Genomic DNA, 15,496 nt, shown 5'->3' on the forward strand with positions numbered 1-15,496 from the left:
ACCGCAGTGGAGTAGCCCGGAGAAATGGGCGTTGAACTGGCTTTCAGGATTCTGGGTCCGCTTAGCGAAAATCCAGCCGATTTGAAATACCCGTTCACCCCGTATGGGGTTTCGCTCAGGGAGAAGCCCGACAGGATCCCCTCGGGGCCGCGCACCGACCTAGGGTGTGATCGGCGTCACAGACGGCGGGTGGTACCCGGATGAGGGCGGCGACGCCGAACGCACCTCGGCCCGGTCGTGGTGACCGGGCCGAGGGGGTTGGTGGAGTTGGGTTGGTTTAGGTCGCGGGCGTCCCGGCGGCGCCGGCGGTGCCCTTCGTGCCATCCGCCTGGCCGTCGGTGCCGTCCTGCCCGTCGCCGGCCGTGCCGCCCTCGGGGGCGTTCTGCGAGGCACCGCCAGCACCGCCGGCCCCACCGGCGCCGTTGGACGCGCTGGTGACTTTGGTGCCGCCGTTGCCGCCGTCGCCGCCGCTACCACTGGTGGCACTGAGCCCGTCACCGTGCTTGATGCTGGCCAGACCGCCGGCACCGCCCTGGCCGCCGACCGCACCGTTGACGCCCCCGGCACCGCCGTCGCCACCGTCACCACTGGTCACCTCGGCGTTGGCGGCGTTCTGGATCAGAGCCATGCCTGCGTCCCCGCCGGCCCCGCCGTGGCTGCCGTCGGCACCGTTGGCGCCACCGTCCCCGCCGTCACCGGCAGTGCTGGTGCCGCTGGCGTCGCCGGCCCGGAAGCTGTCAACCCAGGCCATGCCGCCGGCGCCACCCTTGGCGCCGTAGCCGTCGCCGCCGTCACCGGCGTAGGTGGTACCGCTAGCCGACCCGCCCGGCTGGGTGTATTCGTCGACGTCGGTGGAGATGTGGCCCTGCCCACCGGCACCGCCGATGCCGCCGTCGTGACCGGCCCCGCCGTCTCCGCCGAAGCTGGTACCCGATGCGGTGCTCGACGCGTTGAAGGTGATGACATCGCCCAGGCCGCCCGTTCCACCGGTACCGCCGTCGATACCGTCGCCGCCGCGGCCGCCGGTCGCCTCGCCGGAGGCCGAGGACTCGTTGCCGAAGGCCAAGATCTGCCCTTTACCACCGGTGTTGCCCTTGCCGGCATCGCCGGTACCGCCCGCGCCACCGGTCACGGTGCCCGAGACGTCACTGTTGACGCCGGTAGCCTCGGCATCCGCTTCGCCACCGGCTCCACCGGTACCGTCGTCGGTGCCGCTTCCACCATTGCCGCCGTGCACGGTGGCATCGTGCACCGCACTGTCGTTCGTCGCGGTGACGACCGCCTTGCCGCCGGCACCGCCCTTACCGCCACTGTCGTCGCCGAATCCGGCGTTACCACCGGTCGCCTGCGTGTCGCTCACCGAACTGTCCGCTCCGGAGACCGTGCCGACGGCCGCTCCACCGTTGGCCGTGTCACTGCCATCGCCGCCGTCGAAGGTGGTGCCGGAGACCGTCCCACCGTCGACGCTGAGGTTGGCCGCGCCGCCCTTACCTGTGCCGCCGGAATCGCCGTCGCCGCCGGTGAGGTGGGTGTCGGTGACGGTCCCGCCGCCGGTGACGTGCAGCTGGGTCGAGCCGCCCAGCGCGGTCTCCGAGGTCTGGCCCGCGGTTATCGTGCTGTCGGCGACATGGCCGCCGGTGACGACGAGTTGCGCGCCCGGCCCTTGCACGTCGCCCAGGCTGTCGCCACCGGTGACATGGGTGTTGACGACGGTGTCACCCTCGCCCTCGGCCCGGATCTTGGTGTCGGAGGCCACCTTCCCGTTGACGCCGTCTTCGCCATCGGCGCCCCGACCGCCGGTGACGGTGCTGCCTGAGATCTCCGAGTCCTTACCCAGAGCCTGCATGTAGGCGTAACCGCCCTGGCCACCCACCACGCTGTCGCCGCCGGACGTCAATCCGGTGCCGTCGCCGCCCCGACCTGCGGTGGCGATGCCATCAGCCGTGGCGCCGTCGTTGAGCGCGCCGACCTGGCCGCTGTAGCCGTTGCCGCCGGTGCCGCCGTCGTAGCCGTCACCGGCCTGGCCGCCGTAGGCCTCGCCGGTGGCCTTCGCATCGGTTCCACCGGCGATCACACTGGCTTGTCCGCCGTTGCCGCCGTGGCCACCGCCGTTGCTACCGCCGTGGCCGTCGCCGCCGTCACCGCCACGCGCGGTGCCGTCGACCGATCCGTTGTCGCCGCCGAGGTCGTACTTGGCGTAGCCCGATGCCAGGCTGCCGGCCCCGCCGATGCCCCCGGTGCTGCCGGCGCCGTCGGCGTCCCCACCGTCGCCACCGATTCCCGCGCCGGTGGTCGTACCCCCGGCACCGAGGGACATGCCCGCGGTGACCGCGGAGCTACCGCCGCCACCACCGGCACCGCCGTCGGTGCCGTCGCCGCCGTTGCCGCCGGTGGCCGAGGCGTCGTGAACGGTACCGCCCTGGTCCGCGCCGATCATCGCGTAACCTCCGGCGCCGCCCGTGCCACCGTTGTCGTCACCGGTGCCGGCGTTGCCGCCGGTCGCGGTGCTGTCGATCACCGTGCCGCTGCCGGTGGCGGTAATCTCGGCCGAACCACCGATAGCGGTGCCGCTGGCGTCGGTGCCGGTCGCGGTGCTGCCGGTGATGGAGCCGCCGTTGGACGCGATCACCACCGCCCTGCCGCCGGCCTGCTCGCCGACGGCATCACCGGCGCTGGCTGTGCTGTCCGCGACGATGCCGCCGTTCCCGGCTCCCACCGCGCCCATCGCGCCGGTGACGCCGAGGCCGGTCCCGACAGCGCCGTCGCCGTCACCGCCGTCACCGCCCTGCGCAGTGCCCAAGGCGTTGGACCCGACTCCGTTGGCACCCACCGCGCCGATGCCGCCGGTGCCGCCGGTACCACCGTCGGTAGCGTCGCCGCCATCGCCGCCGGTACCAACACCGTGCGCGATGGCGCCGTCGGCGCTCTGGATGCCGCCTTGGCCGCCGTCACCGCCGAGGCTGTCCGCACCGGTGCCGTCGCCGGCATTACCACCGGTGACCTGGCCGTAAGAGGTACCACCCGAGTTGGCCCACAGGTCGCCCTGACCGCCGACGCCGCCCTGGCCGCCGTCACTGCCGTCACCGCCGGCCCCGCCGGTGGCGGTGCTGTTGACGCCGGTGTCGGTGTCACCGGTGATCACGCCGCCGTTGGCCTGGATGAGCCCGGCGCCGCCGAGCCCGCCGGTCCCGCCGTCGGTGCCGTCCCCACCGGAGTTGCCGACCGCGTCGGCGTAGCTCACCGACCCGCCGTCGGCAGCCACGATCAGCGCGCCGCCGCCACCACCGCCGATGCCGCCCTTGGCGTCACCGGATCCGGCGTTGCCGCCGGTAGCACTGCTGTGCGCGATACCACTGCCGGCGCCATTGGCCACGATGGCCGCGCCACCGCCGGTGGAGCCGTCGCTGCCCACGCCGGTGGTGCTGCCGGCCGCGCCGTCGCTGCCGTCACCACCGGTCGCGGTGCTGTCGGTGACGGTGGCGCCGTCCAGGCCGGCGATGACGGCGCCTCCCCCGCCGCCGCCACCGCCGCCTCCCCGGCCCGCGGTCGCACCGTCGGCGGCCGCCCCGGCCCCACCGGCGCCCCCGTTGCCGCCGGTCGTGCCGTCACCGATGGCACCGCCGTCGGCGCCGGCCCCACCGTTGCCGCCCGCACCGGCCGTGCCGTCACCGTCGGTGGCCACCGCGCCACCGTTACCGCCGGCGCCACCGTGACCACCGGTGAGCGCACCCGCGCCGCCGTCACCACCGGTGCCACCTGCACCGGCCGTGCCGTCGGTGGTCTCACCACCGTCGCCGCCGGTACCGCCCGACCCCCCGGTGCTCGCCGTCGAGAGGCTGTCGAGGTCGGTGCTGTCGACCGGCGCACCGGCGCCGCCGTCGCCACCGTTTCCACCGGCACCGGCCTGGCCCTGTTCGGAGCTGCCGCCGACGCCGCCGTTGCCGCCGTGCCCGCCGGCCAGCGTTCCCTCGGAACCGATGTTGCCGTCGCCGGTGGTGTCACCGCCGACGCCACCGTCACCGCCCCGGCCGCCGGTGTCGCTGCCGGTCGCGTTCGCGCCGGCACCACCCTGGCCGCCGTAGCCGCCGTGGCCGGAACCCTCACCACCGGCACCACCGGTACCGCCGTTGCCACCGACACCGTCGTCACCGACCGCGCCGCCGGTACCGCCGTTGCCACCGGTACCGCCGTAGACACCGCGGCCACCTGCACCACCGGTGCCGCCGCTGCCGGCCTGGTTGCCGGTGCCACCGGTGCCACCGACACCACCGGAACCGCCCACGCCGGTGGCGTCGGTGTGCGCCGGGCTCAGGCCGTTGCCGATGAAGTCGCCATCGGCGTCCTTGGCGGCGTCACCGCCGACACCGCCCGCACCGCCGTTGCCACCGTCACCCCGAAGGGCTTGCGTCTCGCCGTCGGCCTCCAGGCCGCCCTGCCCGCCGTTGCCGCCGTCGCCACCGCGGCCACCGGTGCTGCCGTTGCCGCCGTTGGTGCCGGCCACCCCGGCGTTGCCGGCTGCACCGGCCGCGCCGTCGCCACCGTCGCCGCCGACGCCGGCCGCACCGGCCGCCGCCCGGGTGCCGCCGACCTCGAGGCCGCCCAGGCCCGCGTTACCGCCGACGCCGCCGTCGCCACCGCTGGTACCGGGCACCGCGTCCGGGTCGGAGGCGGCGTCATAGCCGGCGCCACCGACGCCGCCGTTGCCACCCACACCGGCGTGGCCGTCCGCACCGGCTGCGGCGTGCTCGCCATCACCGGAGTCACCGCCGGCACCACCGGCTCCGGCGTTACCGCCCGTACCGCCGTTGCCGCCCGCACCACCGGTCGGGTCGGTGGCCGTACCGGCGTCGCCGGTCCGGCCTTCGGCACCGTCGGCGCCGCTCCCGCCCGCGCCACCGATTCCACCGGCACCGTGTTCGCCCTCCGTGGCGCCCTCACCGCCAGCGCCACCATTGCCACCGGAACCACCGTTTCCGCCGTCGGTGCCCGGCTCCGCAGTCGGGTCGCCGGCCGCGTCGTATCCGGCGCCACCGACGCCGCCCTGGCCGCCGTTACCGCCGGCGCCCTCGGTCCCGGCGGCGCCGTCGGCACCCTTGGCGGCGAACCAGCCGCCGGCGCCCCCGGCACCGGCCTTGCCGCCGACCCCTGCTTCGCCGCCCTGACCGCCGTTACCGCCGTCCGTGCCGTCCGGGTCACTCGCGGTGCCGGCGGTCCCGGCCGCCCCGGTACCGCCGACGCCACCGGCGCCACCGATACCGCCCGCACCGCCCTTGCCGCCCGCGCCGAACAGCATCGAGCCCTTACCGCCGGCGCCACCGTTACCGCCCGTGCCGCCAGCCTTGCCGGTGCCCCCGTTGCCGTCGCCGCCATTGGCGAAGCTGCCCACCGCACCGGCGAGTCCAACCGCGCCCGCGCCGCCGTCGCCGCCGTTACCGGCGGTGCTGAAGCCGCCCCATTGCGAGGCGTCGCCACCGGCGCCACCGTTGCCGCCCGCGTCACCGCCGGCACCACCGTTACCGCCGGAGGTGAACCAGGAGAACGGCCCGGCGGCCCCACCGGCGCCGCCGTCACCGCTGCCGTAGCCGTCGCCGCCGTTACCGCCGTCCCCGCCGAACAGGCCGGCCTGACCCCCGTTGCCGCCGTCGTCGCCATCGGTGCCGTCGGCGTCCCAGCCGTCGCCGCCGCTGCCGTACAGCCAGCCACCCGCGCCGCCGTCGGGGTCGGCGGCGGTGCCGTCGGCACCGTCACCGAACGGCACCAGCCAGTTGACCTGGCTCCAGTCGAAGGAGCCGTCCGCCGCGCCCGGCAGGCTGAAGTCGGCCGCGCCGGCGTTCAGGTCCAGGTCGGCCAGCACCGCGTCCCAGGTGGACTGGTCGCCGAGGCTGCCGAAGAAGGCCGTCCAGTCGGCCGGGTCCAGCACCGTCGCCCAGGCGTCCTGGTCGCCCAGGTTCGCGCCCAGCGCGGCGAAGCCCTCGCCCAGGTCCGTCCCGAACAGGTCGATCAGCACGTCGTCGAAGTCCGCATGCGCCGGCGGCGGAGCCCACGGTCCCATCCCGAAGGCGAAGAACGCGCCGATAGCGCTGCCCGCCCCGAACAGCCGGCTACTGCGACGGCCCTTGAAATTGCTCCGGCGATGACGCGCCATAACACCCACCCCTAATTGAATTCGAAATTCGTGTGCTCAACCTGAACGAAAAGGGATGTTAACAGTGAATCGTCTTCGGTCAACCCGAGTCGAATCTTGTGGAGATCGCGACGGTAGGACGGCGGGAAATCTACTCTCACCTGCGGTGATACGGGTCACCCGCTGGACAGATGTTAATGAGTAATCTGCTAGTTGCAGACATCTTCCAGGTTACTCGCAACTACTCGACAGTTAACGGGTGTTACCCGAGCACCTACTCTCACCTGCGATAACGTCACTTATTTACGATAAGGAAACTTATCAGTAGATAGCCGCGGGACGCCCGGAAGGCCTGTCGCGGCCGGCTTCGACGAGGCGCTGCAGCCGTCTTCCCCGGCCCGCCGCGGCCTCTCGCCGGTCCGTCACTGCCTCTGCCCCGACCCGCCCCCTGGGCTCCCCTACCCCCAATGAATCAGCCCCGGCCGCGCCAGTGGCGCAACCGGGGCTGAAATCCCGAATCTAGAAGCGGATCACTCCGACTTGCAGAGCTCGAACACCTTCTGCAGGCCCTCACCGAGCTGGTCGCGCAGCGGCTGCTGCACCTCGTCGTTGGGGGCGTGGCCGGCCAGGTAGTTGACGCTCAGCGCCTCGAGGGTGTCGCCCACCGCGGCGACCTCGGCGGCCAGGTCGGCCGGGGTGGCCGGGTTGGACTCGAGGCTCTGGTGCAGGTAGGTGCCACCGGCCAGCAGCGCCAGGCGGGCGCTGGTGCCCACCGCCATGTCACCGAGGATCTCGCCCGGCAGCGGGTTGCGCATGTTGGTGTTCAGCTGGTTGCTGCGACGCACGGTCTCCTGCGCGGCACAGACCTTGTCCTTGGCCTCGGCGGTCTGCTCGGCCGAGAACTTCGGCGTCGACGAGGGGTAGAACCAGCCGAAGATCGCCAGAACGATACCGATCACAGCCAGCGCCAGCGCCGCGATGGTCGGCACCGACAGCCCGGGGGCTGAGGTGGAACTTTGCGGAAAACCGCCGGTCTTGGGCTTGGCAGTCTTGGCCGTCGGGGCAGAATCAGAAGCAGGAGTCTCAGGCATTGCGCGATCCTAACGGGCGATACCCGATTAGTCACGCCGAACCGGGTTCCGGCGGGTGGGCGGTACCCTCATGTGCGATGTCGAGCACTGATTTCGAAACCACCGGACACCGCCTGACCGGATGGGGCCGCACCGCACCGAGCGTGGCGCAGGTGTTGTCGACCCCGGACGTCGACGTCATCGCCAAGGCGGTGGCCCACGCGGCCGATTCCGGGGGTCCCGCAAACCAACGCGGTGTGATCGCCCGCGGGCTGGGCCGCTCCTATGGCGACAACGCCCAGAACGGCGGCGGGCTGGTCGTCGACATGACCGCGCTCAACCGGATCCATTCGATGGACGCCGACACCGCGCTGGTCGACGTCGACGCCGGGGTGAACCTGGACCAGTTGATGCGCGCCGCCCTGCCGCTGGGCCTGTGGGTGCCGGTGCTGCCAGGAACCCGGCAGGTCACCGTCGGCGGCGCGATCGCCAGCGACATCCACGGCAAGAACCACCACAGCGCCGGCAGCTTCGGCAACCATGTGGTGTCGATGCAACTGCTGACCGCCGACGGCACGGTGCGGGAGTTGACCCCCGACGGCCCCGAGGCCGACCTGTTCTGGGCCACCGTCGGCGGCAACGGGCTGACCGGGATCATCCTGCGGGTGGTCATCGCGATGACCCCCACCGAGACCGCGTACTTCATCGCCGACGGCGACGTGACCTCCGGGCTGGACGAGACCATCGCCTTCCACAGCGACGGCAGCGAGGCCAACTACACCTATTCCTCGGCGTGGTTCGACGCGATCAGCGCGCCACCCAAGCTGGGCCGGGCCGCCATCTCGCGGGGTTCGCTGGCGACGCTGGACCAGTTGCCGGACAAGCTGGCCCGCGATCCGCTGAAATTCGATGCGCCGCAGTTCTTCACCGCCCCCGACATCTTCCCGAGCGGGCTGGGCAACAAGTTGATCTTCGGCGCCATGACCGAGCTGTGGTACCGCAAATCCGCCAGTTACCGGGCCAAGGCGCAGAACCTGACGCAGTTCTATCACCCACTGGACATGGTCGGTGAGTGGAACCGGGCCTACGGTTCGGCCGGTTTCGCGCAGTACCAGTTCGTGGTGCCCACCGAAGCGGTCGACGAGTTCAAGGCCATCATGCGCGACATCCAGGCCAGCGGACACTCGTCGTTCCTCAACGTGTTCAAGCTGTTCGGACCGGGAAACCAAGCGCCACTGAGCTTTCCAATTCCGGGCTGGAACGTCTGCGTGGACTTCCGGATCAAGCCCGGGCTCAACGAGTTCCTCAACGACCTGGACCGGCGGGTGCTGCAGTTCGGCGGGCGGCTCTACACCGCCAAGGACTCGCGCACCACGGCGGAGAACTTCCACGCGATGTACCCGCGTATCGACGAGTGGATCGCGGTGCGCCGTCGCGTCGACCCCGACGGGGTCTTCGTATCCGATATGGCCCGACGTTTGGAGCTTGTGTAAATGGTGTTCGACGCGACCGGTAACCCCCAGTCGATTCTGGTGCTGGGTGGCACATCCGAGATCGGCCTGGCGATCTGTGCGCGCTACCTGCGCAACGCCGCGGCCAACGTGGTGCTGGCCTGCCTGCCCGGCGACCCCGGCCGCGACGACGCGGTGGCCGCGATGCAGGCCGCCGGGGCGCGCTCGGTGCGGGTGATCGACTTCGACGCCCTCGACACCGCCGGGCACCCGGCGATGATCGAGGACGCCTTCAGCGCCGGCGACATCGACGTGGCGATCGTGGCCTTCGGCATGGACGCCGACGCCGAGGAGCTCTGGCACAACCAGGCCAAGGCCGTGGCGGTCGCCTCGATCAACTACACCGCGGCGGTGTCGGTGGGCGTGCTGCTGGCCGGCAAGCTCAGCGCCCAGGGCTCCGGGCAGATCATCGCGATGAGCTCGGTGGCCGGCGAGCGGGTGCGTCGCACCAACTTCGTCTACGGCTCCACCAAAGCCGGGCTCGACGGCTTCTATCTGGGGCTGAGCGACGCGCTGCGCGACGACGGGGTGCGGGTGCTGGTGATCCGCCCCGGCCAGGTGCGCACCCGGTTCTCCGCACACGTCAAAGAGGCGCCGCTGACCGTCGACAAGGAAGACGTCGCCGAGTTGGCGGTGGCCGCCGCGGCTCGCGGCAAGGAGATCGTCTGGGCGCCCGGGGCGTTCCGCTACGTGATGATGGCGCTGCGGCATGTGCCGCGAGCGATCTTCCGCCGGCTGCCGATCTAGCCGATGAGCCGCGCCGGCCTCGTGCGTCACACGCGTCTCGCGGCGGAAGGCTGTAACGAGGTGCCCGCCTCTGAGCGACAACCGTTGTCGCTCAGAGGCGGGCATCACGGCATACATCCCTTTTCCCGTGACAGTTGGGGCTGGAGGTGACCGTGCGTAGTGTCCTGAACACCCTGGCCCAGATGCTGCTGGCCGCCGCCATCGCCGTCGTCGTCGCCGCCGTCGCACTGGTGGCCATCGCCCGCGTGCAGTGGCCGGCATATCCGTCGTCGAACCAACTGCACGCGTTGACCACCGTCGGGCAGGTCGGCTGCCTGGCCGGGCTGGCCGCCGCCGGGCTGGCCTGGCGACGGGGCCGACGCGCCCTGGCGTGGTTGGCGGCGATCACCTTCACCAGCGCGTTCAGCGTGGTGACACTGGCGATGCCGCTGGGCGCCACCAAGCTCTACCTGTTCGGGATCTCGGTGGACCAGCAGTTCCGCACCGAATACCTGACCCGGCTGACCGACAGCCCCGCGCTGGCCGACATGACCTATCTGGGTCTGCCGCCGTACTACCCGCCGGGCTGGTTCTGGCTGGGCGGGCGCGCCGCGGCGTGGACCGGGATGCCGGCGTGGGAGATGTACAAGCCGTGGGCGATCACCTCGATGGCGGTGGCCGCCGCGATCGCCCTGGTGCTGTGGAACCGGATGATCCGCTTCGAGTACGCGCTACTGGCCACGCTCGCCGGCGTCGCGGTAACGCTGGCCTACAGCTCACCGGAGCCCTACGCGGCGATGATCACCCTGCTGCTGCCGCCGGTGCTGATCCTGACCTGGTCGGGGCTGCGCGCACGCGGCCGCGGCTGGGGCGCGATCGCCGGCGCCGGGGTGTTTTTGGGCTTCGCCGCCACCTTCTACACGCTGCTGGTGGCCTACAGCGCGTTCACCGTGGTGCTGATGGCGCTGCTGCTGGCCGCGTCACGGGCCTACCGCCGCGCCGGGCTGCGCAGCACCCTGGCCCCGCTGGCCCGCCTGGCGGTGATCGGGGTGATCGCCACCGCCATCGCCGCCATCACCTGGACGCCCTACCTGCTGGCCACCCGTCACCACCCGGTCAGCGACACCGGCAGCGCGCTGCACTACCTGCCCGGCGACGGCGCCGAACTGTCCTTCCCGATGCTGCAGTTCACCCTGCTCGGCGCGCTGTGTCTGCTGGGCACGCTGTGGCTGGTGGTCAAGGCGCGCTCCTCGACGCGGGCGGGCGCGCTGGCCGTCGGCGTGATCGGCATCTACCTGTGGTCGCTGCTGTCGATGCTGTCCACGCTGGCCCGCACCACACTGCTGAGCTTCCGGCTGCAGCCGACGCTGACGGTGCTGCTGGCCACCGCCGGAGTGTTCGGCTTCGTCGAGGGTGCGCGGGCGCTCGGGCAGGCCGCCCAGGGCTGGCACCGACTAGTGCATCCGGCGGCGACGGCGGTGGGGCTGGCCGGGGCGCTGGCCTTCACCCAGGACATCCCCGAGGTGCTGCGGCCCGACATCACGGTGGCCTACACCGACACCGACGGCCACGGCGAACGCGGCGACCGCCGCCCGCCCGGCCCGGCCAAGTACTACGAGGCCGTCGACGCCGCCATCGCGAAAGCCACCGGCAAGCCCCGCAACCAGACCGTGGTGCTCACCGCCGACTACAGCTTCCTGTCCTACTACCCCTACTGGGGCTTCCAGGGGCTGACAAGCCATTACGCCAACCCGCTGGCGCAGTTCTCCGCACGCGCCGCCGCCATCGAGTCCTGGTCGAAGCTGGAGACGCCCGCACAGTTCACCCGGGCACTCGACCAGCTGGCCTGGCCGGCGCCGACGGTGTTTTTGATGCGACCCGGCGCCGGTGACACCTACACGTTGCGGCTCGCCAAAGACGTCTACCCCAACCATCCCAACGTGCGGCGCTACACCGTGGAACTCGATGCGGCGCTGTTCGCCGGGCCGGGATTCCGCGTCGAGAAGATCGGGCCGTTCGTGCTGGCCGTCCGCACCTGACAGGTCGCCACGGGCTCCCCGATAGCATCTGGTCCGTGACCGATACGCGCGCCGATTACCGTATCGCTCGGGCCGTCGCCGTCATCGCCGGCGTACTGGGCACCCTCCTGGCGATCCTCACCCCGTTACTGCCGGTCAAACAGACCACCGCAGAACTCAACTGGCCGCAGAACGGCCAGCTGTCCAGCGTGCAGGCTCCGCTGATCAGCTACGTCGCCACCGACTTGGACATCAGCGTGCCGTGCCAGGCCGCCGCCGGGCTGACCCCGGCCAAGTCGGTGCTGCTGTCCACGGTGCCCAAGCAGGCGCCCAAGGCCGTCGACCGCGGGCTGCTGATCGAGCGCGTCAACGACGACCTGGTGCTGGTGGTGCGCAACGTCCCGGTGGTGGTGGCACCGCTGGCCCAGGTGTTGAGCCCGGCGTGCCAGAAGCTGACCTTCACCGCGCACGCCGACCGGGTGACCGCCGAGTTCGTCGGCCTCAAGTACGGGCCCACCGCCGAGAAGCCCGGTTCGCCGCTGACCGGGACCCGCAGCGGCTATGACTTCCGGCCGCAGATCGTCGGCGTCTACACCGACCTGGCCGGCCCGGCGCCGGACGGCCTGGAATTCCACGCCACCGTCGATTCCCGGTTCTCCTCGGCGCCGACGCCGCTGAAGCTGGCCGCGATGATCCTCGGGGTCGCGATGACGCTGATCGCGTTGATCGCCCTGCACGTGTTGGACACCGCCGACCACACCCGGCACCGGCGGTTCCTGCCGGCCCGCTGGTGGTCGGCGACGCCGTTGGACGCCCTGGTGGCCGCGGTGTTGGTGTGGTGGCATTTCGTGGGCGCCAACACCAGCGACGACGGCTACATCCTGACCATGGCGCGCATCTCCGAAGACGCCGGCTACATGGCCAACTTCTATCGCTGGTTCGGCACGCCCGAGGCGCCGTTCGGCTGGTACTACGACCTGCTGTCGGTGTGGTCGCACGTCTCGACCACCAGCATCTGGATGCGACTGCCCACCCTGGGCATGGCGCTGGCCTGCTGGTGGCTGATCAGCCGCGAGGTGATCCCGCGCCTGGGTCATGCGGTCAAACACAGTCGGCCGGCGGCCTGGACCGCGGCGGGCATGTTCCTGGCGTTCTGGCTGCCGCTGAACAACGGTCTGCGGCCGGAGCCCATCATCGCGCTGGGCATCCTGGCGACCTGGTGCTCGGTGGAGCGCGCGGTGGCCACCAGCCGGCTGCTGCCGTTGGCGATCGCCTGCATCATCGGCGCGATGACGCTGTTCTCCGGGCCGACCGGGATCGCGTCCATCGGCGCGCTGCTGGTGGCGATCGGGCCGCTGCGCACGATCCTGCACCGGCGGTCCAAGCAGTTCGGGCTGGCGCCGCTGCTGGCGCCGATCGCCGCGGCGGTGTCGATCACCGCGATCGTGATCTTCCGCGATCAGACCCTGGCCGGCGAGATCGAGGCCTCCACGCTGAAGTCGGCGGTCGGGCCCAGCCTGGCCTGGTTCGAGGAGCACGTCCGCTACGAGCGGCTGTTCCTGGCCACGCCCGACGGTTCGGTGGCGCGCCGCTTCCCGGTGCTGGCGCTGGGGGTGGCGCTGGCGGTGAGCGTGGCGATGGCGCTGCGCAAGGGCCGGATTCCCGGCACCGCGGCCGGCCCGAGCCGACGCATCATCGGGATCACCATCATCTCGTTCATCGCGATGATGTTCACGCCGACGAAGTGGACGCACCACTTCGGGGTGTTCGCCGGGCTGGCCGGGTCGCTGGGCGCGCTGGCCGCGGTGGCGGTGACGTCGGCAGCCATGCATTCGCGGCGCAACCGGACGATGTTCACCGCGGTGGTGCTGTTCATCACCGCGCTGTCGTTCGCCAGCGTCAACGGCTGGTGGTACGTCTCCAACTTCGGGGTGCCGTGGTCCAACGCGTTCCCCAAGTGGCATCTGGCGTTCGCCACCATCGGGGTGGGGCTGACGGTGTGCGCGCTGCTGGTGGCGGCCTGGTTCCACTTCGTCGACGGCGCCGAACGGCCGCCGCGCCGGCCCGGGCTGTCCGGGTATCCGCTGGCGATCGCCTCCTGGGTGCTGATCCTGTTCGAGGTGGTGTCGCTGACGGCGTCGATGATCGGGCAGTACCCGGCGTGGACGGTGGGACGGTCCAACCTGGCCGCGATCCCGGTGCTGGGCAGCGGCCGGACCTGCGGGCTGGCCGACGACGTGCTGGTGGAGCAGGACCCCAACGCCGGGATGCTCGCGCCGGTCACGGCGCCCGTCGACGAGGCCCTGGGGGCGACGTTCTCGGTCGGCTTCACGCCGAACGGGATTCCCGCCGACGTCTCCGCCGACCAGGTGATCGGCCCGCCCGGGTTGGGCCGGCTGGCCGACGACGACGCGGAGGTCTCCGGCGGCGAGGCCGGGACCGAGGGCGGCACCACGGCCCGCGAGGGCATCAACGGCTCCCGAGCGCGGCTGCCCTACAAGCTGGATCCGGCCCGGGTGCCGGTGCTGGGCAGCTGGCGGGCGGGCATTCAGGTGCCGGCGCAGCTGCGCTCGGCGTGGTACCGGCTGCCGGCCGACCGGGCCAACGCCGGGCCGCTGCTGGTGGTGGCCGCCGCGGGCCGTTTCGACCGCGGCGAGGTGACCGCGCAGTGGGCCACCGACGAGGGGGCCGCCAAGGACAAGCCCGGCGGCACCGTGGACTTCGGCGACATCGGGGCGGTGCCGGCGTGGCGCAACCTGCGGACGCCGCTGTCGGCGATTCCGGCCGAGGCCACCCAGATCCGCCTGGTGGTCCGCGACGACGACCTGGCGCCCCAGCACTGGATCGCGGTGACCCCGCCGCGGGTGCCGCAGCTGCAGACGCTGCAGGAGACGGTGGGCTCGTCGGATCCGGTGCTGCTGGACTGGTTGGTGGGGTTGGCGTTCCCGTGCCAGCGGCCGTTCGGGCACCGCAACGGGGTGACCGAGGTGCCCAGGTGGCGGATCCTGCCGGACCGCTTCGGCGCGGAGGCGAACTCGCCGGTGATGGACAACAACGGTGGTGGCCCGCTGGGGATCACCGAGTTGTTGGTGCGGGCGACGACGGTGCCCAGTTATCTGAACCACGACTGGTTCCGGGACTGGGGCGCGCTGCAGCAGTTGACGCCGTACTACCCGGCGGCGACGGTCGCGGAGCTGGAGTTGGGGACCGCGGTGCGGTCCGGGTTGTGGAGCCCGGCGCCGCTGCGGCACTGAGCCGGCGCCCGGCGTCGTCCCGCGCGTCCCGCCCGGCTCGCGGTTCCCACCTGCCCCTCGCGCCCCCGGTCTGGACCATGTGGCGTTGTGCCCGCCTCTGAGCGACAACGCGTTACCTCGGGTACCACCCGGCGTCGTCTCGGGCACCCCACCGGACTCGCGGTTCCCACCTGCCCCTCGCGCCCCCGGTCTGGACCATGTGGCGTTGTGCCCGCCTCTGAGCGACAACGCGTTACCTCGGGTACCACCCGGCGTCGTCTCGGGCACCCCACCGGACTCGCGGTTCCCACCTGCCCCTCGCGCCCCCGGTCTGGACCATGTGGCGTTGTGCCCGCCTCTGAGCGACAACGCGTTATCGCGGGCGACCATGTCGGACCCCGGTGCCAGCGTGGGTGCATGACGAACGCGATAACACTGCGCGGCATCGAACTGCGCTACGTCCTCACCCTTTTCCTGCACCACCGCGACTGCCCGGCCAGCATCGGCGAGATGGCCGACGAACTGCAGTCGCGCGGCTTCACGGTTCGCGGGCGGCCGTCCAAGGCGATCTCGGACGCGCTGCGCTGGGAATGCAACATCGGCCGGGTGTACCGCCGCGGGCGGGGCCGCTACGGGCCGGCGTACATGCCGCGCAGTACCGAGCATCGGATGCATCAGCGCGTGATGGCGTTGCGCGCCCGCGCCGCCGAACTCAACGTCCCGAGCGCGCCGCCGTAGCCGCCCCACCCCTCCCGCGGCCTGACATAACGTCCAGCTGTCGCTCAGAGGCGGGCACAACTCCCTATGGTCCAGA

Annotated in this window: 7 protein-coding genes; 5 read left to right on the forward strand and 2 right to left on the reverse strand. The window is 71.9% G+C overall.

The features are described 5' to 3' along the window. Positions 1 to 277 precede the first annotated feature (277 nt). Positions 278 to 6,145, reverse strand: coding sequence for a beta strand repeat-containing protein (locus RCP38_RS18615; RefSeq protein WP_308474378.1), 5,868 nt, complete (start codon positions 6,143 to 6,145; stop codon positions 278 to 280). Between the two features lie 509 nt (positions 6,146 to 6,654). Next, positions 6,655 to 7,215, reverse strand: a complete 561-nt coding sequence (locus tag RCP38_RS18620; protein ID WP_308474379.1) for a hypothetical protein — start codon at positions 7,213 to 7,215, stop codon at positions 6,655 to 6,657. Positions 7,216 to 7,292: 77 nt separating this feature from the next. Here RCP38_RS18620 and RCP38_RS18625 point away from each other — a divergent pair, with 77 nt between their 5' ends. The 5 genes from RCP38_RS18625 to RCP38_RS18645 all read left to right on the forward strand — a co-directional run bounded on the left by RCP38_RS18625 (position 7,293) and on the right by RCP38_RS18645 (position 15,420). Further along, complete coding sequence (locus RCP38_RS18625) at positions 7,293 to 8,687, forward strand: FAD-binding oxidoreductase (protein WP_308474380.1); 1,395 nt, start codon at positions 7,293 to 7,295, stop codon at positions 8,685 to 8,687. Then, complete coding sequence (locus tag RCP38_RS18630; RefSeq protein ID WP_308474381.1) at positions 8,688 to 9,452, forward strand: decaprenylphospho-beta-D-erythro-pentofuranosid-2-ulose 2-reductase; 765 nt, start codon at positions 8,688 to 8,690, stop codon at positions 9,450 to 9,452. It abuts the gene before it with no gap. Positions 9,453 to 9,634: 182 nt separating this feature from the next. Next, complete coding sequence (locus RCP38_RS18635) at positions 9,635 to 11,470, forward strand: galactan 5-O-arabinofuranosyltransferase (protein WP_308477417.1); 1,836 nt, start codon at positions 9,635 to 9,637, stop codon at positions 11,468 to 11,470. After that, the gene (locus RCP38_RS18640) at positions 11,467 to 14,703 is read left to right on the forward strand and encodes an arabinosyltransferase domain-containing protein (RefSeq protein WP_308477418.1); all 3,237 of its coding nucleotides are present in this window, start codon (positions 11,467 to 11,469) and stop codon (positions 14,701 to 14,703) included. The genes RCP38_RS18635 and RCP38_RS18640 overlap by 4 nt, the downstream gene beginning before the upstream one ends. 396 nt (positions 14,704 to 15,099) lie before the next feature. Then, positions 15,100 to 15,420: a hypothetical protein gene (locus RCP38_RS18645; RefSeq protein WP_308474382.1), complete on the forward strand. Its 321-nt coding sequence runs from the start codon at positions 15,100 to 15,102 to the stop codon at positions 15,418 to 15,420. Positions 15,421 to 15,496: the final 76 nt, after the last annotated feature.

It is taken from the genome of Mycolicibacter sp. MU0083 (assembly GCF_963378075.1).
GTDB lineage: Bacteria > Actinomycetota > Actinomycetes > Mycobacteriales > Mycobacteriaceae > Mycobacterium > Mycobacterium kokjensenii.